This window comes from Ideonella dechloratans, assembly GCF_021049305.1.
Taxonomy (GTDB): Bacteria; Pseudomonadota; Gammaproteobacteria; order Burkholderiales; family Burkholderiaceae_C; genus Ideonella; species Ideonella dechloratans.
In genome coordinates, this window is record NZ_CP088081.1 from 2665490 (window position 1) to 2685080 (window position 19591).

Genomic DNA, 19591 nt, shown 5'->3' on the forward strand with positions numbered 1-19591 from the left:
CGCGGCCCCGGGCCCCTCAGCCCAGCAGGTTGGCCAGCTTGAGCAGGGCCAGCAAGAGCATCCAGAGGATGACCGAGCGCCACACCAGGCCCACCACGCTGCCCAGATGGCCCAGCTCGGGCGCCAGGCCCGGCGTGGAGCCGGTCGCCTCGGCCTCCTCGCTTTCGACCCCGGCGGAAAAACTGGCAGACGCGCGGTCCGGCGTGACCCCGGGCGGTGCGGCACCGCCCAGTTGAACCCCCACGGCACCCGCCGCAGCGGAAAGGATGATGCCCTCATTGGCCCGCTTCCACAGGCCCGCATCACGCCGCCAGCCGGCCACAGCCTCTTCGAAATTGCCCACCACCGCGAAGCCGAAGGCCGTGAGCCGCGCCGGCACATGGTCGATCAGGCCGAACAGGGTCTGGGACAGGTCGCGCAGCCGCTCGTTCACGGCCACGCCCATGGACCGGCATTCGAAGGTCCAGTAGCGGCTGGCGAATTCGGCCATGCGGTAGGCCACCGCACCAGCCGGGCCCAGGCCCAGGGCCGCCAGCACCACGTAGCAGAAGAAGACGCCGAAGACGTGGCGGTGGGCAGCCAGCAGGGAGTGCTCGATCACATGGCGCAGCAGTTCGGTGCGCGGCAACTCGCTGACGTCCAGATGGCGCCATTCGGCCAGCAGCCGGCGGGCATGTTCCTCGTCGCCCCGCTCCAGAGCCTCGCGGATGTCGGTGAAGTAATGGCTGAACTGCCGGAAGCCCAGGGTCAGATAGATGGCCAGCACGTCGAAGGCCAGGGCCAGGAAGAAGCTGTAGTGACTGATCAGCACGTGGATCAGTGCCGCGATGCCGGCTGGCACCAGCACCGTCACGGCCCAGACGATGCGCGCATGGTGGGGCCGCCCGGCATCGAAGTTGCGGCCGGCCCAGCGGGTCCACGACGCCAGCGCGTCATGCACCCAGTTGTCGCGGGGCAGCGGCTTGATCTGCTCCAGAAGCAGGGCAAAGAGAACGGCAAAGAAGCTCATCGCGCTCGATGATACCCACGGACCCACGTGGTGCAGACGTGCACTCGCAGCCACGCAACAGCCGGCCCCCCAATATCAGTCCGCCAGCAGGTGGTAGAGGTTGCGCAGCATGGCCGCGGTGGCGCCCCAGATGAAGTATTCGCGACCGTCCGGTGCCGGCCAGGGCATGGACAGGAAACGCCGGACCTGACCCTCCACGGTCACCTGGTGCCGCCGGTGGTGGGCCGGGTTCATCAGAAAGGACAGCGGCACCTCGAACACCTCCGCCACCTCGGCCGGGTCGGGGCGCAGGTTCAGGTGGTCCGGCAGCAGGGCCACCACCGGTGTCACCTGGAAGCGGGTCACCGTGGTGTAGACCGGCATGCGCCCCAGGATCTCGGGCACGGACGGGTCCAGGCCGATCTCTTCCTGCGCCTCCCGCAGCGCAGTGGCCACCACATCGGCATCGCCTGGCTCGCTGCGCCCGCCGGGGAAGCTGATCTGTCCGGCATGGTGACGCAGGTGCTCGGTGCGGCGGGTCAGCAGCAGTTGCAGTCCGCCGGGCGCCTGCCGCAGCGGCACCAGCACCCCGGCGGCAGTGGGGTCCCGATCGGGCCCCCAGCCCACCCAGACGCCATCCCCCGGCAGATGGGGAGCGCGCCCTTCGGCGAGGGCCAGACGCTCCCTCAGGAAGTCCGGCGCGAGGCGTTGCGGCGGCAGAGGCGGCAAGTCGGCATCGGTGCCGATCACCGGCACCGCGCGCGGATCCCCCAGCACGGGGCGTGGAATGGCGGTGGGCCGCTCAGGCATCGGGGTCATGGGCTCCACAGCTTACGCCAGAAAGCACAAAGGCCGCCCGAGGGCGGCCTTTGCGAGAGGAAGCATCCCCTGATCGTCGATCAGGACAGCTTTTCCTTGATGCGAGCCGACTTGCCCGAGCGCTGGCGCAGGTAGTACAGCTTGGCACGGCGGACATCGCCGCGGCGCTTCACCTCGATCGAGGCGATCAGCGGGCTGTACAGCTGGAAAGTCCGTTCCACGCCTTCGCCGCTGGAGATCTTGCGCACGATGAAGCTGCTGTTCAGGCCGCGGTTGCGCTTGGCGATCACCACGCCTTCATAGGCCTGCACGCGCTTGCGGGTGCCTTCCACCACGTTCACGCTCACGATGACCGTGTCGCCGGGGGCGAAGGAAGGGATGGTCTTGTTCAGACGAGCAATTTCTTCTTGCTCGAGGGTTTGGATCAGATCCACGAGGTTTCTCCTGAAAGATCTTGCCAGCGCTTGGAAATCAGTGGCCGATCACGCTGACTCAGCGTGATTCAGCACTTTGTCGCCCGGCAGAGGATCGAAAAGCCGATCATCATACCACAAGCGATGCCAGAAAGCGCTCATCGGCTGCACTCAGCGCGCCCCGCGCACGGGCCGCCAAGATCAGGTCTGGTCGCCGGCGCGCCGTCAACTCCAGAGAGCGCTCACGGCGCCAGCGTTCGATCTGGGCATGGTGGCCGGACAAGAGCACCGCCGGCACCGGCAGATCGCCCGCCTCGGTGTGCAGCACCTCGGGCCGGCTGTAGTGAGGGCAGTCCAGCAGCCCATCCTCGAAGCTGTCCTGCTCGTGCGAGCGGGCGTCGTGCAGCACGCCGGGCTGCAGACGCGTCACCCCGTCCAGCAAGGCCAGCGCAGGCAGTTCGCCGCCCGACAGCACGAAGTCGCCCAGGCTCAGCTCCAGATCGACATGCCGGTCCAGGAAGCGCTGGTCGATGCCTTCATAGCGGCCGCAGAGCAGGATGGCGCCCTCGCCGCTCGCCATCTCGCGCATCAGGGCCTGGTCCATCAACCGGCCGGTGGGGCTGAAGTGGATCACCGGCCCGGCCAAACCCCGGTCGGCCCGCACCGCCGCCAGCGCGCGCTCCAGCGGCTCCACCAGCATCACCATGCCGGGGCCGCCGCCGTAGGGGCGGTCGTCCACCCGGCGGTAGTTGTCCTCGGCATGCTCGCGCAGGGGCCACAGGCGCACATCCACCTGACCGGACGCATAGGCGCGCCGGGTCACGCCCTGCTGCAAAAAGGGCTCGAACAGATCGGGGAAGAGGGTGATGACGTCGAAGCGCATGCAGGCAAGCCCCCTGCCCGCCTGCGCTGCCGGTCACAGCGCCCGCAGGCTCAGTAATCCAGGCCCCAGTCGACCACGATGCGGCGACCGGGCAGGTCCACCCGGTCCACATACGCCGACACGAAGGGAATGAGCCGCTCGGCCTCTTCGGGCTTGGCATCCGCCGCGGCATCGGGACGACGCACGCGCAGCACGCAATGCGGCCCGGTGTCGATCAGATCCTGCACCTGGCCCAGCGGCACACCTTCGCGGTTCTCGACATCCAGGCCGATCAGATCGACCCAGTAGAACTCATCGGGATCGGCCGTGGGAAAGCTGCTGCGCGACACGAAGACGCTGGCGCCCTTGAGGGCTTCGGCCGCGTTGCGGTCCGAAATGTCCTGCGCCATCGCCACCACGTACTCGCCCTGCTCCTTGGCCTGCGTGATCTTCAGCAGACCGGGCAGGGGTGCAGCGGCAGGCGCCGGCCCGGGGCGGCGGGCGCCGGCGTCGGTCCGCTTGAGGAACCAGCGCCGGGAAGAAAACAGGGCCTGGGGATCGGCGGAAAAGGCCTGGACCTTGAATCCGCCCTTGATGCCCCAGGCATCGATGATGCGACCGACTTCGATCGCATCATCGGGCCAGGCCGGCGTGTCCTCACCCAGCATCATGGAAGCTGAAGCTTGCACACCGAACACCCTGGCCCACGCCAGATCAGGCGGTCGCCTTGGCCTTGGCCGTGGCGAACAGACGCTGGGCGGTCTCGGAGGCCTGGGCGCCCACGCCTTGCCAGTAGGTCAGGCGGTCCATGGCCACGCGCAGACCTTCTTCACCTTCCTTGGCCATCGGGTTGTAGAAACCGATGCGCTCGATGAAACGGCCATCACGACGCTCGCGCGAATCGGCGACGACGATGTTGTAGAAGGGGCGCTTCTTGGAGCCGCCACGAGCCAGACGAATCACGACCATTTTGTCGTTCCTTAGATTCTGAAGATCGACCACCGGGCCCTGGAGACACATCAGGGTTTGGCAGCCAAAGGGCCAGCACAGCAGGCTGACACGATTCGGCCCCGTAGATACACCGACGAAACCAATCGTCAGTCGTGACCGAAACCTGCGATTATAAGCAGCAACACGACAGGTTTCCAAATCGCATCATGGCCCCAGCGCGTTCGAAGACACAGGCCCTGTGGTTGACCCTGTTCGGCGGAGCCCTTGGACTGCACCGCTGGTGGCTGGGCGGCATCGGGCGCGGCTGGGCACTCGCGTACCCCCTGCCCACCCTGCTGGGGCTCTACGGTGTGCTGCGCATGCGCGACCTGGGGCTGGACGACCGCCTGTCCTGGCTGCTGGTTCCCCTGCTGGGCCTGGCCTTGTCCGCAGCGGCGCTGGAGGCCATCCTCACGGGGCTGACGCCCGCGCACCAGTGGGAGGCCCGCCACGGCACCGGCACGGGCGCCAGCCACTGGGGCACCGTGCTCGGCGTGATCGTGGCGCTGATGGCCGGAGCCACCGTGCTGCTGGGCACCCTGGCCTTCGCCGGCCAGAAGTACTTCGAATGGGAGGCCGCGCCGCCGGTGGCAGCCCTGGGCTCTCAGGGTCAGCAGGGGCCCCTGAGTGCTCAGAACAGCAAGGTGCTCAGCCCGTAGAACACGGCGGCCACGAAGGCCGCGGCGGGGATGGTGAAGATCCAGGCCCAGACAATGTTGCTGGCCAGACCCCAGCGGACCGAGGCGGTGCTGCGCACCGAGCCCACACCAACGATGGCACCGGTGATGGTGTGGGTCGTGGAGACCGGAACCCCCAGCGCCGTGGCGATGAACAGCGACGCGGCGCCGCCGGTTTCCGCACAGAAGCCGCCCACCGGCTTGAGCTTGGTCAGACGCTGTCCCATGGTCTTGACGATGCGCCACCCCCCGAACATGGTGCCCATGCCGATGGCGAAGTAGCAGCACCAGATCACCCAGCTGGGCGGCGCCGCGGCATCACTGGCCACATAGCCGGCGGCCACCAGCAGCATCCAGATGATGCCGATGGTCTTCTGCGCGTCGTTGCCGCCATGCCCCAGCGAATAGAGCCCGGCCGACAGCAGCTGCAGCCGGCGGAACCAGCGGTCCACCTTGCGGGGCGGTGTGCGCCTGCAGATCCAGGACACCAGCACCATCATCAGGGAGCCCAGCACGTAGCCCAGCAGCGGCGAGAGGAAGATGAACAGCACCGTCTTGCCGATGCCGGCCCAGACCAGCTTGCCCAGCCCCGCCTTGGCGATGACGGCGCCCATGATGCCGCCGATCAGCGCGTGGGAACTCGAGGACGGGATGCCGTACCACCAGGTGAACACGTTCCAGAAGATGGCCCCGATGAGGGCCCCGAACACCACATGGTGGTCGACGATGCCTGGCTCGACGATGCCCTTGCCGATGGTGCTGGCCACCTTGAGGTGGAAGATGCCGATGGCGATGACGTTGAACAGGGCCGCGAACAGCACCGCCTGCTGGGGCTTGAGCACCCCGGTGGAGACCACGGTGGCGATGGAGTTGGCCGCATCATGGAAGCCGTTCATGAAGTCGAACAGCAGTGCCAGGACGATCAGCAGCACCACGAACCACAGGGCGATGGAACCTGCTTGCATGACAGGTCACCCGCTCAGGAGTTCTCGAGGACGATGCCCTCGATCAGATTGGCCACGTCCTCGCACAGGTCGGAGATGGTTTCCAGGTGCTCGTAGATGGCCTTGAGCTTGATGAGCTCGCGCACATCGTTCTCCTCGCGGAACAGGCGCGACATGGCGCTGCGCATCACGCGGTCGGCATCGGATTCGAGCTTGTCGATCTCTTCGCAGGTCTTGAGCGCGGCCTCGGTCACCTCGGCCTCGGCCAGGCGCGGCAGCAGCGTGACAGCATGGGCCACCCGCTCGCAGCAGCGCAGCGAGATGTCGCCCAGACGCTGCACATCCTCGGTGATGTGCTGCACGTCGTACAGGGCCATCACCTCGCAGGAATCCTGCAGCAGGTCCACCACGTCATCCATGGCGTTGATCAGGCTGTGAATCTGCTCGCGGTCCAGCGGCGTGATGAAGCTGCGGTGCAGCAGACGGTTGACCTCGGCCGTGACCTTGTCAGCCGCCCGTTCGGCGTTGTCCACCTCGCTGGCGTACTTTTCCCGCAGATCGGGGGTGTTGTAGTACTGGATCATCGAGACGAAGGCGCGCGCACCTTCGACGATGTACTGACCGTGATCGTTGAAAAGCTCAAAGAAGTTGCCATCACGGGGCAACAGCTTGCCGAAGAACATTCGGAACTCCTCTCGGGCGCGGGTGGCGTCGGTGTCCGTTCCGGACACGGGCATGCGCCGACATGGCGCAACAAAACGCCACGGCATGCCCCGGCCGGGATCACCCCCGCCGGCTCCGTGGCGTCGCGTCTGTCACCGATATGTCATCGGTGTGTCATTCCATGATTGTATGCGAGCCCGGTGGCCGCCCGGCATGAGCAGCCGCCCGCGAGGGGCGTGCGCACTTCACGCCAGACGGCGGATCGGCTGCGAATCAAGACCCTTGAGCAGGTCGGGCAGCCGCCCCTGCCCCGGCACCTGCAGATCCGGACACAGTTCGGCCAGAGGCACCAGCACGAAGGCCCGCTGGTGCATGCGCGGGTGCGGCAGGGTCAGGACCGGGTCGTTGCGCACGGCGTCGCCATGGAGCAGCAGATCGAGGTCGAGGGTGCGCGGCGCATTGCGGTACGGGCGCTCGCGCCCGGCCCGCTGCTCCAGGGCTTGCAACTGGGCCAGCAGGTCGGTCGGCGTCAGGCCGGTGTCCAGCCAGGCCACGGCATTGATGTAGTCGGGCCCGGTGGCTTCCAGCGGCGCCGTCCGGTAGAGGGACGAGGCCGCCCTCAGCCGGGTGTCGGGCAGGCAAGCCAGTTGCGCCAGCGTCTCGCGCAGCATGCCGGCGGCGTCACCCAGGTTGGCCCCGAGGCCGACGAAGGCCGGGCTCCAGCCGAGCGGCAAGCGATCCGGGTCGCTCATTCGGCGACGGGCGCGGCACCGCCGGCCGGCTTGCGGCGACGGCGGCGGCGCTTGCGCGGGGCGGTCGTCTCGCCGGATTCGCCGACGACCACGTCCTCGCCAGCGCCCTCCGCGTCCGCCGTTTCGGTGGGCGCCGCATCGACCGCCGCCGGCTCGGCCGCCCGCTCGCGGCGCGGTGCGCGGCTGCGCTTGGGTCGCGGCGCATCCTTGACGCTCTGCACCAGGGCCTCGCGCTCCTCGTCACTGCCCAGGGAGAAGTCTTCCCACCATTCGGCCAACTCCACCGGCACCTCGCCGATGTCGGCCCGCAGGCGCAGGAAGTCGAAGCCGGCGCGGAAACGAGGCTGGTCCACCAGGCCATAGGCCTGGCTGCCGCCACGGCGCTCGAAGCGCGGCTGCATCATCCAGATCTCGCGCATGTCGGTGGCCAGCTTGCCACGGCCGGAGATGTCGCCGATGCGGGCATCGAAGGCCGCATCGATGGCCTGGGCCAGGGCCGGCGTGGGGTGCTCGCCGCCGTCCTTCAGGCGCTGCCAGCCTTCCTGCACGTCGTGCCAGAGCATGCAGGCCAGCAGGAAGCTGGGCGCCACCGGCTTGCCCTCGCCCACTCGGCGGTCGGTGTCGGCCAGGGCCAGGTTCAGGAACTTCTCGCGCACGCTGCCGGGGGCGGCCTGGCGCAGCACCGCGTCCAGCACCGGGAACACACCCTTGTCCAGGCCGAAGCGCCGGATCTGCTCCAGGCTGGCCAGGGCATGGCCGGTCTGCAGCAGCTTGATCATCTCGTCGAACATGCGCGAGGCCGGGACGTTGGCCAGCAGGCCCAGCATCTCGCGCAGCGGCTTCTCGGTCTTGGCCTCGAGCTTGAAGCCCAGCTTGGCGGCAAAGCGCACCACCCGCAGGATGCGCACCGGGTCCTCGCGGTAGCGGGTGGCCGGGTCGCCGATCATGCGCAGGGTCTGCGCCCGCAGGTCCTTCAGGCCGCCGTGGTAGTCCACCACCACCTGGGTGGCGGGGTCGTAGTACATGGCGTTGATGGTGAAGTCGCGCCGCGCTGCATCCTCGATCTGCGGCCCCCAGACGTTGTCGCGCAGCACCCGGCCACTGGCGTCCACCACATGGCTCTTGCCGGCCATCTCGCCCTTGGCGGTCTTCTCGTTGCCCTCCACCTGCTCGGCCGCGCTGGCGTCCATGTAGGCCCGGAAGGTGGACACCTCGATCACCTCGTGCTCGCGCCCGCGGCCGAACACCACGTGCACGATGCGAAAGCGTCGCCCGATGATGAAGGCCCGCCGGAACAGGGACTTGACCTGCTCCGGCGTGGCATTGGTGGCCACGTCGAAGTCCTTGGGCCGACGGCCCACCAGCAGGTCGCGCACGGCGCCACCCACGATGTAGGCCTCGTAGCCGGCCTGCTGCAGGGTGCCGACCACCTTGACGGCGCGGTCGTCCAGCAGCGCCGGGTCGATGCCGTGCTCGCTGGCCGGGATCTCCACCCGGCGGCCCTGGGGAATGGCGGTCTTGCCCGACGGCGCGCCGGACTTGCCCAGCAGCTTGTCGATGATTTTGCGGATCATGGCGTCTCGAAAAGGTTCAGGATGGGCCAGCCGCGCTCCTGCGCGATGCTGGCCAGGGCCGGTGTGGGATTGGTGGCCACGGGCGAGCGCACCTTCTCCAGCAGCGGCAGGTCGTTGGTGGAGTCGCTGTAGAACAGCACATCCGAGAAATCGTCCCAGCGGCGGCCCAGCGCCGCCAGCCAGGCTTCCACCCGGGTGACCTTGCCTTCGCGGAAGGTCGGCACCCCCCGGATGCCCCCGGTGGCGCGCCCCTGGGCGTCACGCTCGAGCTCCACCGCCAGCAGGTGCTCCACACCGAAGGCCGTGGCGATGGGCCGCGTGACGAACTCGTTGGTGGCGGTGACCACGGCCACCAGGTCCCCGGCGCCCAGGTGGTCGTCGACCAGCCGCCGTGCGCGCTCGTGCAGGGCCGGCCCGATCACCTCCTGCATGAAGCGCGCACGGGCGGCCTCGGCCTCGGCCACCGGGCGATCACGCCAGGCGGAGGTGGCGAAGGCCACGTACTCCGCCAGATTCAGCGTGCCGGCCTGGTACTGGGCGAAGAAGGCGTCGTTGCGCTGGCGCCAGACCTGGCCGTCCACCCAACCCAGGGTGACCATGAACTCGCCGAAGGCGTGGTCGGAATCGGTGGGCAGCAGGGTGCCGTCCAGGTCGAACAAGGCCAGTTTCATTCCAGGGTCTCAGGCGCTTCGGCCAGCATCTTCTTCAACAGGGGCACCGTGACGGCCCGCCCTTGCGCAAGCGAAAAGCGGTCCAGGCGCTGGAGCAGGTCCATCAGCGAGCCCAGGTCACGGCTGAAATGGGTCAGCAAGTGGTCCAGCACCTCGGGCGACAGGCGCAGCCCGCGGCGTCGGGCCTCGTCGGCCAGCACCTGGCGCACCGCGGCATCCGGCAGCGGCTGCACGGCAAAGACAGGCCCCCAACCGAAACGGGTGCGGAGATCCTCCCGCACCTCCAGATTGACCGGCGGCAGGCGCCCCGCCGCGGCCACCTGGACACCATGGGTGGCGGCCTCGACGAAGAGCATGAAAGCCGCATGCTGGCGCGCGGGGTCCAGCCGCTCCGCGCCGTCGATGACGATCAGCGACCAGCCCTCGTCGAAGGCCCAGTCGAGCGGATCCTCGGCATCGAACCAGCCCACACGCCCGCCCTGCTCCCGCACCTGGTGCGCCCAGGCCGCCAGCAGATGGGTCTTGCCCACGCCACCCGGGCCATGCAGATAGACCGGAGCGCCAGGCAGCACGGCATGGCGCAGGCTGTCCACCACCAGGGCGTTGTCGCCCACCACGAAGGCCTCGAAATCCTGTTCGGTCTCCAGACCGATGGCCAGGGGCAACTGCCTCACGCGGACGCCTCCGGCCGACAGGCCACCCCCGCGCGACGGACAAGCCGCGGGAACCGGTTGCGTGAAAAGGAGATCAGGAACATGGCAGGCATCAAGGCATGCCGGCCTCGGCGTCGTCGTGAACTCACGGGCGACAGGCCCCCGCGGGACGGGAACCGCATGAAAGCTCGGCAGGGGCGGGGCCATTCGGGCCCGCAGGATGCCGCATTGTAGGGGGCAGCCGCCCGAAGGACCTCAGTGCCAACGCGGCGGTGGCTGCTCACGCAGCACCTGCCACTGCCGGCGGATCTCCTGGACATCGTCGGCCTGCGGCGCTTCGCGCAGGTACAGCGCCAGATCGTCGGCGGCCGCCTGGCTCTGCCCGAGCTCCGCCAGCAGCAGCCCCCGATCGCGCCACTCCTCCCAGGCCTCGGGCAGCAGCCGCACCAGCCGCTCCTGCACGGCCAGCCCGGACACCAGATCCCCCGCCGCGCGGTGGACGGACTTGAGGTTGCCCAGCATGCGGGCCAGAATATCGCGCGGCGGAGCCGCCTGCAGGAACAGCCCCAGGGGTACCGCGTCGTCGCCCACCAGCCCGCGCTGCTGACAGAAGGGCTCCAGCCGCTCCTCCAGTTCCTCGCGGGAGAGCGAGCGCCCATCCAGCGGATCCAGCAGCACCTCGCCGGCCGGCAGGTGCAGCTTCACCAGGAAGTGCCCCGGGAACGACACCCCCAGGGCCGGCAGACCTGCCTGTGTGGCCAGCTCAAGGTAGAGCACGGCCAGGGACACCGGAATGCCGCGCCGCGTTTCCAGCACGCGGTGCAGGTAGCTGTTCTGCGGATCGTAGAAGTTGTTCGCGTTGCCGCCGAACCCCAGCTCGTGGAAGAAGTAGCGGTTGAGCATGCGCAGGCGATGCAGTGCGGAGGCATCGGCCGGCAGGCGACTGCAGAAGCGCTGCCCCAGCCGGTCCACCTCGTCGATCACGGCCTGCACATCCAGGCCCGGCTCGGCATCCTGGCCCAGCAGGGCGGCGGCCTCCAGCAACGGGAAATGCGCGTCCTCGGCCACGAGGGCAGCGAAATACTCCAGGGCGCTGGGGGCCTCAAGGCGCATCGGAAGGCTCATGGCCTGGAAGTGTAGGCGCAGCGGCCCCGGAGTTCAGGCCCGCCGCAGAAAGGTGCGCGGCCGCAACCCCACGAGCCACAACAGGCTGAAGTAGATCACCGCGCCGACCCCGATGGCCCCAGCCAGCGCCCCCGCCCGCAGCAAGGCGTGGCTGCGCCAGGCCAGCCAGTCCACGGCCTGGGTGGTCCAGCCCAGCCACAGCCCCAGCGCCAGATTGGCCGGCAGCAGCCGCAACAGGAACAGCGGCCAGCCGGGCGAGGCTCGGTACAGCCCCCGAGCCCGCAGGCCGTAGAGCAGCCAGACCGCGTTGACCATGGCTCCCAGACCGATGGACAGGGCCAGACCGGCATGCCCCAGCCAGGGCACGAACACCAGGTTCATCAGCTGGGTGCAGGCCAGCACGACCACCGCGATGCGCACCGGCGTGCGCAGGTCCTGCTGGGCGAAGAAGCCCGGTGCCAGCACCTTCACGCCGATCAGCCCCAGCAAACCCACCCCGTAGCCCCGCAGGGCCAGCACCGTCATGTCCACGGCCTGGGGGCTGAAGCGGCCGTAGTGGAAGAGCACGGTCACCATCGGCTTGGCAAACACCAGCATGGCAATGGCGCAGGGCAGCGCCAGCAGGGCCACGAGCCGCAAGCCCCAGTCGAGATGGCCGGAATAGCCCTCATGGTCACCACGCGCCTGCAGGGCCGACAGCCCGGGAATGAGCACCACGCCCAGGGCCACCCCCAGCAGCGCGGTCGGGAACTCCATCAGGCGGTCGGCATAGAACAACCAGGACACGGCCCCCGGCCCCAGGTGGGAGGCGATCTGGGTGTTGATCAGCAAGGACAGCTGGGCCACCGAGACCCCCAGCAGGGCCGGCGCCATCTGGCGCAGCACCTGACGCACACCCGGGTGGTGCCAGGCCTGGGTGAGCGCCCCCTTGCGCCAGCCGATGCGCGGCACCATGCCCAGGCGGCGCAGGGCCGGCACCTGGATGGACAGCTGCAGCATGCCGCCCAGCAGCACACCCGCGGGCAGCGCATGGATGGGCGCGATGCCGGCGCGGCGCAGCAGCGGCGTCAGGCCCACCACGCTCAGGATCATGGCCACGTTGAGCAGCACCGGCGTGGCAGCCGGCACGGAGAAGTTCTTCCAGGTGTTGAGCACCCCGGCGGCCAAGGCCACCAGCGACATGAAGCCGATGTAGGGGAACATCCAGCGGGTCATCACCACCGCCAGATCGAACTCCTCCAGCCCGGCCCCGAAGGCCCAGACCACCAGCGGGGCGCCGATGATGCCGATGGTGCAGGTCACCATCAGCACCCAGAACAGCACGGTGGCCACCGCATTGACCATGGCATGCGTGCCCTCGTCCCCTTCCCGCTCGCGGGTGGCGGCCAGCAAGGGCACGAAGGCGGCCGAAAACGCCCCCTCGGCGAACAGACGCCGCAGCAGGTTGGGGATGCGGAACGCCACGTTGAAGGCGTCCGTCAGGGCACTGGCACCGAAGCCAGCGGCGATGAGCTGGTCCCGCACCAGGCCGGTGATGCGGGACAGCAGGGTCCACATGGAAACCGTGGACGCGGCCTTGAGAAGATTCATGGACGGGCCGACCCCGGGGCACCGGCAGAAGAGGGTGGCGGATTATAGGAAGGCATGGGAAGGCGCCACCCGCCCCTGACCGTCGCCGGCGGCAAGAGCTTGCAAGCACTGTCAAAAATCCGCTATACTCGATAGTCTTTCCCACCTGGAAACCAAAAGCAATGGCAACCTCTTCCAAAGCCAAGAAGCGCACCGTGCGCCTGGCCTCGGGCCGCAAGCGCGCCCGCCAGGACGTCAAGCTGAACGCCGCCAACTCGTCGCTGCGTTCCAAGTTCCGCACCTCGATCAAGAACGTGCTGAAGGCTGTCGCCGCCGGTGACAAGGCCCAGGCCTCCGAACTGTTCAAGACGGCCCAGGGCGTGATCGACTCGATCGCCGACAAGGGCATCTTCCACAAGAACAAGGCTGCCCGTCACAAGAGCCGCCTGTCCGCCAAGGTCAAGGCGCTGGCCGCCTGACATCAACATCCAGGTGGACGACAAGGCCCCGCAGTGCGGGGCCTTTTTCATGCCCGCTCAGACAGCAGCGGAATGCCGCACCGGACCGCGGTCCTCCCCCGCGAAGCAACGCCGTGACGGCGCAGCTGCAGACAGAGGCGGAGTTCGGATCAGCCGCTCAAGTGCTCAAGGCGACTTGGGGGCGCCGTCTTCCGGCAACAGGCAGGCCTCAATGACCTGCAGCCCGTTGTCCCGGGCAAAGTTCATCACGAAGTCCCAGGCCATCGGTTCGATGCCTTTGAGGGCTTCGTTGACGATCACGCACTTCACGCCGTTGATCACCCGCGGCACGCAGTAGGGCGAGTAGCCGATGAAGGCACCGATGCCCCCCGCCTTGGCCCCGCCCGGCCGGAAACAGGACATCGCCCCCGCCAGCCGTTCCGCCCAATCGCTGGGTCGGAATGTTCGGCCTTCTTTGGTGAGGCCCTGAATGAAGAACTCGCGGGGCTTGGTGGTCATGGAGAGCGTGTCGATCGATCGGCGATGGTAAGAACAGAAGCTTGCGAGCCGCTGTCTATCCCGGGGCAGTCCGACCGCAACTGAATTGCGCGGGGGCTGATTTTGCCTCGCTCTTGACGCAATGCAGCGAAAGCACCCGAGCGCCCCAGGGAAGTGCTCACCCTCTTTGCACCTTCCACCCCGGCCGGGGCCACAGAATCGTCACCCCGGCCCCGGGGCTTGAACCTTAGAATTCGAACAGGTTGGCGCAACACCGCTTGCTGCGGCATGAGGTGTGACCAGCCTTTTTCTTTTTTGTCATCCACCCGGAGATCTGAGAATGTCCGCCTCCATGCCCCATGTCATGAACACCTACGGCCGGCTGCCTGTGGCACTGTCGCACGGCCGAGGCTGCGAAGTGTGGGACACCCGAGGCCGACGTTACCTGGACGCGCTGGGCGGTATCGCCGTCAACACCCTGGGCCATGCCCACCCGAAGCTGGTGGAAGCCCTGCAGACCCAGATCGGCCAGCTGATCCACTGCTCCAACTACTACGAGAGCCCGCTGCAGGAACAGCTGGCCACCCTGCTGTGCGAGCGCTCCGGCCTGGACGTGGCTTTCTTCTGCTCCACCGGCCTGGAAGCCAACGAAGCCGCGCTGAAGATCGCCCGCAAGTTCGGCCATGACAAGGGCATCGAGCGACCCGAGATCATCGTGCTGGACAAGGCCTTCCATGGCCGTTCCATCGCCACGTTGTCGGCCACCGGCAACGTCAAGGTGCAGGAAGGCTTCGGCCCGCTGGTCGAGGGCTTCGTGCGCGTGCCGCTCAACGACATCGGCGCGATGCGCGACGCCGCGGACACGCACCCGAACGTGGTCGCGGTCATGCTGGAAACCATCCAGGGCGAAGGCGGCATCCGCCCCGCCCAGTGGGACTACCTGCGCCAGGTCCGCCAGCTTTGCGATGAGCGGGGCTGGCTGCTGATGCTCGACGAGGTGCAGTGCGGCATCGGCCGCACCGGCAAGTGGTTCGCCTACCAGTGGGCCGGCATCCAGCCCGACGTGATGCAGCTGGCCAAGGGGCTGGGTTCGGGCGTGCCGGTGGGTGCGGTGCTGGCCGGCCCCAAGGCCCGCAATGTGCTCGGTCCGGGCAACCACGGCACCACCTTCGGCGGCAACCCGCTGGCCATGCGCGCCGGCATCGAGACGCTGCAGATCATGACGACCGACGGTCTGCTGGAAAACGCCAGCAGCGTGGGCGGTTACCTCAAGAGCGCCTTGCAGACCGCGCTGGACGGGCTGCCCGGCGTCAAGGAGGTGCGCGGTGAGGGCCTGATGCTGGGCATCGAACTCGACCGCCCCTGCGGTGCCATCCTGACCCGCGCAATGGAAGCCGGCCTGCTGCTGTCGGTCACCGCCGACAGCGTGGTGCGCCTGCTGCCACCGCTGATCTTCAGCCGCGAGAACGCCGACGAGGTGCTGTCCATCCTCGTGCCGCTCATCAAGAACTTCCTGTCGGAGACCCAGGCATGAAACCGGGTTACAGCCTCATGCGCCACTATCTGCAATTCAAGGACTTCCGGGCCGAGGAATACGCCTATCTGTTCGAGCGCGCCCGTGTCATCAAGCAGCGCTTCAAGAACTACGAGAAGTACCAGCCGCTGACCGATCGCACCCTGGCCATGATCTTCGAGAAGGCCAGCACCCGCACCCGCGTCAGCTTCGAGGCCGGCATGTACCAGATGGGCGGCTCGGTGGTGCACCTGACCACCGGCGACAGCCAGCTGGGCCGCAGCGAGCCGATCGAGGACAGCGCCCGCGTCATCAGCCGCATGGTCGACCTGGTGATGATCCGCACCTTCGAGCAGAGCAAGATCGAGCGCTTCGCGGCGCACTCGCGCGTGCCGGTCATCAACGGCCTGACCAACGAGTTCCACCCCTGCCAGATCCTGGCCGATCTGCTGACCTACCTGGAGCACCGCGCCCCAGTGAATGCCAGCGGCTACGACCTGAACTGCCTCGAGGGCAAGGTGGTGGCCTGGGTGGGCGACGGCAACAACATGGCCAACACCTGGCTGCAGGCCGCCGAGATCCTGGGCTTCACAGTCCATGTCAGCACGCCCTCGGGCTACGAGGTGGACCCGGCCGTGGCCGGCGTGCGCGACACCGGCTGCTACAAGGTCTTCAAGAACCCGCTGGATGCCTGCCGCGGCGCCCACCTGGTCACCACCGACGTGTGGACCAGCATGGGCTACGAGGCCGAGAACGCCGAGCGCCTGAAGGCCTTTGCCGACTGGTGCGTGGATGCCGAGATGATGGCCGTGGCCCAGCCCGACGCGCTGTTCATGCACTGCCTGCCGGCCCACCGCGGCGAGGAGGTGACCGCCGAGGTCATCGACGGCCCGCAGTCGGTGGTCTGGGACGAGGCCGAGAACCGCATGCATGTGCAGAAGGCGCTGATGGAGTACCTGCTGCTCGGCCGCATCGGGTAAATCCCGAGCCCGCATGGCGCCGGACATCAGTCCGGCGTCAGCGCCTGGGCGCACAGTGACGGCAGGAGACAACGACACGACCATGAAGCTGGCCCTGATCACCGATCTGCACGCCAACCGCGAGGCCGTGCAGGCCGTGCTGGAACACGCGGACGCCCAGGGCGCCGGCCGCTACGCCTTCCTGGGCGACTATGTGGGTTATGGCGCCGACCCGGGCTGGGTCATCGACACCGTGCGCCGCTATGTCGACCAGGGCGCCATCGCCGTGGGCGGCAACCACGACGCGGGCGTGGCCACCGAGATTTCGCCCACCATGCGCCCCGACGCCCGCCAGGTGGTGGAATGGACGCGCGGGCAGCTCTCGCCCGAGCAACTGGCCTTCCTGTCGTCCCGGCCCCTGTCCCAGACCGAGGGCGACATGCTGTTCGTGCACGCCAACGCCTTCGCGCCGGCGGAATGGGAGTACATCCAGGGCCGGCTGGAAGCCGTGCGCAGCCTGCATGCCACGACCTGCCACTACACCTTCTGTGGCCACATGCACGAGCCCAAGCTGTTCCATCTGTCGGGCACCGGCAAGGCGGGTGATTTCGTGCCTTCGCCCGGCGTGGCCATCCCCATCCCGCCCATCCGCCAGTGGCTGATCGTGCCCGGCTCGGCGGGCCAACCCCGTGACGGCAACCCTGCCGCCTGCTACGCCATGTTCGACCTGGCCGAGCAGTCGCTGACCTTCCACCGCGTGCCCTATGACCACGACACGGCGGCGCGCAAGATCCTCGACGCCGGCCTGCCGGCACGCTTGGCGGAGCGGCTGATCCATGGGCAATGAAGCGACGACGGAACACCCCATCACGGAAGAAGAGCGGGCGGCCGATGGCGGCAACGGCCCGCTGAAGCCCGGTCAGGTCATCGACGGTTTCCGACTGGAAGAAGCCCTGCACCGCGGCGGCATGGCCACGCTGTGGCGGGTGTGCCGGGTCAACGCAGACGGCAGCCCGGCCGATGGCCCCGAGGCCCTGCCGCTGATCATGAAGGTGCCGCGCATCAAGGGCGGCGAGGACCCGGCCACCATCGTCGGCTTCGAGGTCGAGCGCATGATCATGCCGACCCTCTCCGGCCCGCATGTGCCCAAGTTCATCGCCAAGGGCGACTTCACCCGCCAGCCCTACATCGTGATGGAGCACATCCCCGGCCCCTCGCTGCGGCCGCGGCTGGACGAGGCGCCCCTGCCCTTCGACGAGATCATCGAGGTGGGCGAGCGGGTGGCCACCGCCTTGCACGAACTTCACCGCCAGCATGTGGTGCACCTGGACATCAAGCCCAGCAACATCCTCTTCCGCCCCGACGGCACCGCGGTGCTGGTGGATTTCGGCCTCTCGCGCCACGACCACCTGCCCGACCTGCTGGACGAGGAGTTCACCCTGCCGATGGGCACCGGCCCCTACATGTCGCCCGAGCAGGTGCAGTTCGTGCGCAGCGACCCCCGCAGCGACTTGTTCGCGCTGGGGGTCATGCTCTACCACCTGACCACGGGCGAGCGCCCCTTCGGCGCCCCCAACAGCGTGCGCGGCCTGCGCAAGCGGCTCTATGTGGACCCTGTGCCGCCGCGCGCCCTGCGCCCGGATTGCCCGCCCTGGCTGCAGGAGGTCATCCTCAAGTGCCTGGAGGTGAACCCCGAGCAGCGCTACCAAAGCGCCGCGCAGCTCTCGCTGGACCTGCAGGCCCCGGCCCAGATCCCGCTCACCCGCCGTGCCGAGAAGCTGCAGGGCGCCTCCACCCTCAAACGCCTCAAGCGCTGGTTCTTCGCCCTGGGCTCCGAGCCCGACATGCGCCCGGTCACGGTGGCCGAGCAGGTCCACCGCAACCCCATCATCATGGCCGCGGTGGACACAGAGGCCTCCGCCGCCCTGTCCAACCAGCTGCGCGAAACGGTGCAGCGCATCGTCAAGACCGAGCCCGGCGCCCGCCTGGCCTGCGTCAGCGTGATGCGCACCGCCCGCATCGGCATGGACGACCTGGTGGACAAGTCCGGCCAGAGCCGGCACGTCAAGCAACTGGTGCAGATCAAGCACTGGGCCCACCCGATCGCCAAGGCCCTGTTCTTCGACGAGGGGCGGCTGACCTTCCATGTGCTGGAGGCGCCTGACCCGGCCGCCGCCATCGTCGAGTTCGCCCGCCGCAACCAGGTGGACCACATCGTGATGGGCGCACGCGGCCAGTCGGCCCTGCGCCGCTACCTGGGCAGCACCTCCTCGCAGGTGGTGGCCGAGTCGGACTGCACCGTCACCGTGGTGCGGGCCCCCCAGCAGGTGAGCGAAGCGCAGGAATGAGGCCATGAGCGAGTCCATGCGTGAGGCCGACAACCCCTGCGTGCGCTGCGGCGCCTGCTGCGCCAGCTTCCGGGTGGACTTTGCCCGCGAGGAGCTGATGAGCGCGGGCGGCTGTGTGCCCGACGGCCTGGCCGTGCCGCTGACCGAGCACCTCTGCCGCATGCGCGGCACCGACCACGCCCAGCCCCGCTGCGCGGCCCTCAGCGGCCAGGTGGGCGTGGATGCCCGCTGCGGCATCTACGAATGGCGACCTGGCCCCTGCCGCGAGTTCGGGATGCTGGCGACCCTGGGCCGGGGCGACGACGCCTGCAGCCGGGCGCGCCAGCGCCACGGCCTGCCACCGCTGGACTGACCCACAAAGCCCTCGGGACATTCCCTGGCCTGTTGGAAACAAGCGACACCACGCCCGTCCGGGCGGCGCTACTGTTCGCCGCCATGTCAGACACCCCCTTCAACGCCCCGGTGCGCAGCCGCCGCTTGTGGGACATCTCACCACCGGTGCACCGCGCCGCCCCGGTCTTCCCGGGAGACACGCCCTACCAGCAGCAGTGGGCCGCCACACTCGGCCCGGGCTGCCCGGTCAACGTCGCCACCCTGACCCTCTCGCCCCATGTGGGCGCCCATGCCGACGCCCCGCTGCACTACAGCCCCGAGGGTGCCGCGGTGGGCGCGCTGGACCTGGCGCCCTACCTGGGCCCCTGCCGCGTGATCCACGCCATCGACTGCGGCCCGCTGGTGCAGCCCGAGCATCTGCGCCATGCCATGCAAAGCCTGCCCCCGCGGGTGTTGGTGCGCACCTACGCCCGCATGCCGCAGGACCGCTTCGACACCGCGCTACCGGCCTTCGCGCCCCGGACCCTCGAAGGGCTGGCCGACCTGGGCGTGCTGCTGGTGGGCATCGACTCGGCCAGCGTGGACCCGGCCGACAGCAAGACGCTGGACAGCCACCAGGTCCTGCGCCGGCGCGGGTTGCGGGTGCTGGAGAACCTGCTGCTCGACGCCGTGCCCGAGGGCGATTACGAGCTGATCGCCCTGCCCCTGAAGCTGACCGAGGCCGACGCCTCCCCCGTGCGCGCCGTGCTGCGTGAACTCTGAACCCTGCCCTGTGCAAGTGA

The 19591-nt window shown here is 68.6% G+C and carries 23 protein-coding genes; 8 read left to right on the plus strand and 15 right to left on the minus strand.

Annotated elements, in window-relative coordinates; all coding sequences use genetic code 11:
* Window positions 1–16: 16 nt before the first annotated feature.
* The 6 genes from LRM40_RS12465 to rpsP all read right to left on the minus strand — a co-directional run bounded on the left by LRM40_RS12465 (window position 17) and on the right by rpsP (window position 4051).
* Window positions 17–1009 (minus strand): CobD/CbiB family protein, encoded by a 993-nt coding sequence (locus LRM40_RS12465; protein WP_151125018.1) that lies wholly within the window; start codon window positions 1007–1009, stop codon window positions 17–19.
* Between the two features lie 75 nt (window positions 1010–1084).
* The gene (locus LRM40_RS12470) at window positions 1085–1807 is read right to left on the minus strand and encodes a CoA pyrophosphatase (protein ID WP_151125017.1); all 723 of its coding nucleotides are present in this window, start codon (window positions 1805–1807) and stop codon (window positions 1085–1087) included.
* Between the two features lie 80 nt (window positions 1808–1887).
* On the minus strand, window positions 1888–2241 hold the full coding sequence (gene rplS / locus LRM40_RS12475) for a 50S ribosomal protein L19 (RefSeq protein WP_022980450.1): 354 nt from the start codon (window positions 2239–2241) through the stop codon (window positions 1888–1890).
* Window positions 2242–2350: 109 nt separating this feature from the next.
* Entirely contained in the window at window positions 2351–3103 is a 753-nt protein-coding gene (trmD, locus tag LRM40_RS12480; protein ID WP_151125016.1) for a tRNA (guanosine(37)-N1)-methyltransferase TrmD, read from the minus strand.
* A gap of 50 nt (window positions 3104–3153) precedes the next feature.
* Window positions 3154–3750, minus strand: a complete 597-nt coding sequence (rimM, locus tag LRM40_RS12485; RefSeq protein ID WP_374428601.1) for a ribosome maturation factor RimM — start codon at window positions 3748–3750, stop codon at window positions 3154–3156.
* Between the two features lie 46 nt (window positions 3751–3796).
* Entirely contained in the window at window positions 3797–4051 is a 255-nt protein-coding gene (gene rpsP, locus LRM40_RS12490; protein ID WP_151125014.1) for a 30S ribosomal protein S16, read from the minus strand.
* Between the two features lie 188 nt (window positions 4052–4239).
* Here rpsP and LRM40_RS12495 point away from each other — a divergent pair, with 188 nt between their 5' ends.
* Window positions 4240–4731 (plus strand): hypothetical protein, encoded by a 492-nt coding sequence (locus LRM40_RS12495; protein WP_231067532.1) that lies wholly within the window; start codon window positions 4240–4242, stop codon window positions 4729–4731.
* On the opposite strand, the gene LRM40_RS12500 is transcribed toward LRM40_RS12495, so the two are convergent.
* The 8 genes from LRM40_RS12500 to murJ form a co-directional block, all read right to left on the minus strand.
* Window positions 4704–5714 carry an inorganic phosphate transporter gene (locus LRM40_RS12500; RefSeq protein WP_151125013.1) on the minus strand — a complete coding sequence of 337 codons (1011 nt, stop codon included), beginning with the start codon at window positions 5712–5714 and terminating at the stop codon, window positions 4704–4706. The genes LRM40_RS12495 and LRM40_RS12500 overlap by 28 nt on opposite strands.
* 14 nt (window positions 5715–5728) lie before the next feature.
* A complete protein-coding gene (locus tag LRM40_RS12505) occupies window positions 5729–6376 on the minus strand; it encodes a DUF47 domain-containing protein (protein ID WP_151125012.1) in 648 nt (215 codons plus the stop codon).
* Between the two features lie 225 nt (window positions 6377–6601).
* Window positions 6602–7108 carry a 2-amino-4-hydroxy-6-hydroxymethyldihydropteridine diphosphokinase gene (gene folK, locus LRM40_RS12510; protein WP_151125011.1) on the minus strand — a complete coding sequence of 169 codons (507 nt, stop codon included), beginning with the start codon at window positions 7106–7108 and terminating at the stop codon, window positions 6602–6604.
* Entirely contained in the window at window positions 7105–8682 is a 1578-nt protein-coding gene (pcnB, locus tag LRM40_RS12515) for a polynucleotide adenylyltransferase PcnB (RefSeq protein ID WP_151125010.1), read from the minus strand. The genes folK and pcnB overlap by 4 nt, the downstream gene beginning before the upstream one ends.
* Window positions 8679–9353 carry a histidinol-phosphatase gene (locus tag LRM40_RS12520; RefSeq protein WP_151125009.1) on the minus strand — a complete coding sequence of 225 codons (675 nt, stop codon included), beginning with the start codon at window positions 9351–9353 and terminating at the stop codon, window positions 8679–8681. The genes pcnB and LRM40_RS12520 overlap by 4 nt, the downstream gene beginning before the upstream one ends.
* On the minus strand, window positions 9350–10027 hold the full coding sequence (gene hda, locus LRM40_RS12525) for a DnaA regulatory inactivator Hda (RefSeq protein WP_151125008.1): 678 nt from the start codon (window positions 10025–10027) through the stop codon (window positions 9350–9352). The genes LRM40_RS12520 and hda overlap by 4 nt, the downstream gene beginning before the upstream one ends.
* Window positions 10028–10261: 234 nt before the next feature.
* A complete protein-coding gene (locus tag LRM40_RS12530; RefSeq protein WP_231067533.1) occupies window positions 10262–11119 on the minus strand; it encodes a SirB1 family protein in 858 nt (285 codons plus the stop codon).
* 45 nt (window positions 11120–11164) lie between these two features.
* A complete protein-coding gene (gene murJ, locus LRM40_RS12535; protein WP_151125006.1) occupies window positions 11165–12721 on the minus strand; it encodes a murein biosynthesis integral membrane protein MurJ in 1557 nt (518 codons plus the stop codon).
* 161 nt (window positions 12722–12882) lie between these two features.
* On the opposite strand from murJ, the gene rpsT reads away from it, so the two are divergent.
* Complete coding sequence (rpsT, locus tag LRM40_RS12540; protein ID WP_151125005.1) at window positions 12883–13179, plus strand: 30S ribosomal protein S20; 297 nt, start codon at window positions 12883–12885, stop codon at window positions 13177–13179.
* A gap of 165 nt (window positions 13180–13344) precedes the next feature.
* On the opposite strand, the gene LRM40_RS12545 is transcribed toward rpsT, so the two are convergent.
* Complete coding sequence (locus LRM40_RS12545) at window positions 13345–13677, minus strand: DUF3579 domain-containing protein (protein WP_151125004.1); 333 nt, start codon at window positions 13675–13677, stop codon at window positions 13345–13347.
* A gap of 319 nt (window positions 13678–13996) precedes the next feature.
* On the opposite strand from LRM40_RS12545, the gene LRM40_RS12550 reads away from it, so the two are divergent.
* From LRM40_RS12550 to kynB, 6 genes are all read left to right on the plus strand, one after another.
* On the plus strand, window positions 13997–15190 hold the full coding sequence (locus LRM40_RS12550) for an aspartate aminotransferase family protein (protein ID WP_151125003.1): 1194 nt from the start codon (window positions 13997–13999) through the stop codon (window positions 15188–15190).
* Window positions 15187–16149 (plus strand): ornithine carbamoyltransferase, encoded by a 963-nt coding sequence (argF, locus tag LRM40_RS12555; protein WP_151125002.1) that lies wholly within the window; start codon window positions 15187–15189, stop codon window positions 16147–16149. The genes LRM40_RS12550 and argF overlap by 4 nt, the downstream gene beginning before the upstream one ends.
* Window positions 16150–16231: 82 nt before the next feature.
* A complete protein-coding gene (locus LRM40_RS12560; protein ID WP_151125001.1) occupies window positions 16232–16975 on the plus strand; it encodes a metallophosphoesterase family protein in 744 nt (247 codons plus the stop codon).
* The gene (locus LRM40_RS12565; RefSeq protein WP_151125000.1) at window positions 16965–18476 is read left to right on the plus strand and encodes a serine/threonine protein kinase; all 1512 of its coding nucleotides are present in this window, start codon (window positions 16965–16967) and stop codon (window positions 18474–18476) included. Before LRM40_RS12560 ends, LRM40_RS12565 begins: the two co-directional genes overlap by 11 nt.
* A gap of 4 nt (window positions 18477–18480) precedes the next feature.
* Window positions 18481–18828, plus strand: a complete 348-nt coding sequence (locus tag LRM40_RS12570) for a YkgJ family cysteine cluster protein (protein ID WP_231067534.1) — start codon at window positions 18481–18483, stop codon at window positions 18826–18828.
* A gap of 83 nt (window positions 18829–18911) precedes the next feature.
* The gene (gene kynB, locus LRM40_RS12575; RefSeq protein WP_151124999.1) at window positions 18912–19571 is read left to right on the plus strand and encodes an arylformamidase; all 660 of its coding nucleotides are present in this window, start codon (window positions 18912–18914) and stop codon (window positions 19569–19571) included.
* Window positions 19572–19591: the final 20 nt, after the last annotated feature.

Coding starts and splice junctions, on each gene's coding strand:
- LRM40_RS12465 (WP_151125018.1), bottom strand. CDS start 1,009: ATGAGCTTCTTTGCCGTTCTCTTTGCCCTGCTTCTGGAGCAGATCAAG.
- LRM40_RS12470 (WP_151125017.1), bottom strand. CDS start 1,807: ATGACCCCGATGCCTGAGCGGCCCACCGCCATTCCACGCCCCGTGCTG.
- trmD (WP_151125016.1), bottom strand. CDS start 3,103: ATGCGCTTCGACGTCATCACCCTCTTCCCCGATCTGTTCGAGCCCTTT.
- rimM (WP_374428601.1), bottom strand. CDS start 3,750: ATGCTGGGTGAGGACACGCCGGCCTGGCCCGATGATGCGATCGAAGTC.
- rpsP (WP_151125014.1), bottom strand. CDS start 4,051: ATGGTCGTGATTCGTCTGGCTCGTGGCGGCTCCAAGAAGCGCCCCTTC.
- LRM40_RS12495 (WP_231067532.1), top strand. CDS start 4,240: ATGGCCCCAGCGCGTTCGAAGACACAGGCCCTGTGGTTGACCCTGTTC.
- LRM40_RS12500 (WP_151125013.1), bottom strand. CDS start 5,714: ATGCAAGCAGGTTCCATCGCCCTGTGGTTCGTGGTGCTGCTGATCGTC.
- LRM40_RS12505 (WP_151125012.1), bottom strand. CDS start 6,376: ATGTTCTTCGGCAAGCTGTTGCCCCGTGATGGCAACTTCTTTGAGCTT.
- folK (WP_151125011.1), bottom strand. CDS start 7,108: ATGAGCGACCCGGATCGCTTGCCGCTCGGCTGGAGCCCGGCCTTCGTC.
- pcnB (WP_151125010.1), bottom strand. CDS start 8,682: ATGATCCGCAAAATCATCGACAAGCTGCTGGGCAAGTCCGGCGCGCCG.
- LRM40_RS12520 (WP_151125009.1), bottom strand. CDS start 9,353: ATGAAACTGGCCTTGTTCGACCTGGACGGCACCCTGCTGCCCACCGAT.
- LRM40_RS12530 (WP_231067533.1), bottom strand. CDS start 11,119: ATGCGCCTTGAGGCCCCCAGCGCCCTGGAGTATTTCGCTGCCCTCGTG.
- murJ (WP_151125006.1), bottom strand. CDS start 12,721: ATGAATCTTCTCAAGGCCGCGTCCACGGTTTCCATGTGGACCCTGCTG.
- rpsT (WP_151125005.1), top strand. CDS start 12,883: ATGGCAACCTCTTCCAAAGCCAAGAAGCGCACCGTGCGCCTGGCCTCG.
- LRM40_RS12545 (WP_151125004.1), bottom strand. CDS start 13,677: ATGACCACCAAGCCCCGCGAGTTCTTCATTCAGGGCCTCACCAAAGAA.
- LRM40_RS12550 (WP_151125003.1), top strand. CDS start 13,997: ATGTCCGCCTCCATGCCCCATGTCATGAACACCTACGGCCGGCTGCCT.
- argF (WP_151125002.1), top strand. CDS start 15,187: ATGAAACCGGGTTACAGCCTCATGCGCCACTATCTGCAATTCAAGGAC.
- LRM40_RS12560 (WP_151125001.1), top strand. CDS start 16,232: ATGAAGCTGGCCCTGATCACCGATCTGCACGCCAACCGCGAGGCCGTG.
- LRM40_RS12565 (WP_151125000.1), top strand. CDS start 16,965: ATGGGCAATGAAGCGACGACGGAACACCCCATCACGGAAGAAGAGCGG.
- LRM40_RS12570 (WP_231067534.1), top strand. CDS start 18,481: ATGAGCGAGTCCATGCGTGAGGCCGACAACCCCTGCGTGCGCTGCGGC.
- kynB (WP_151124999.1), top strand. CDS start 18,912: ATGTCAGACACCCCCTTCAACGCCCCGGTGCGCAGCCGCCGCTTGTGG.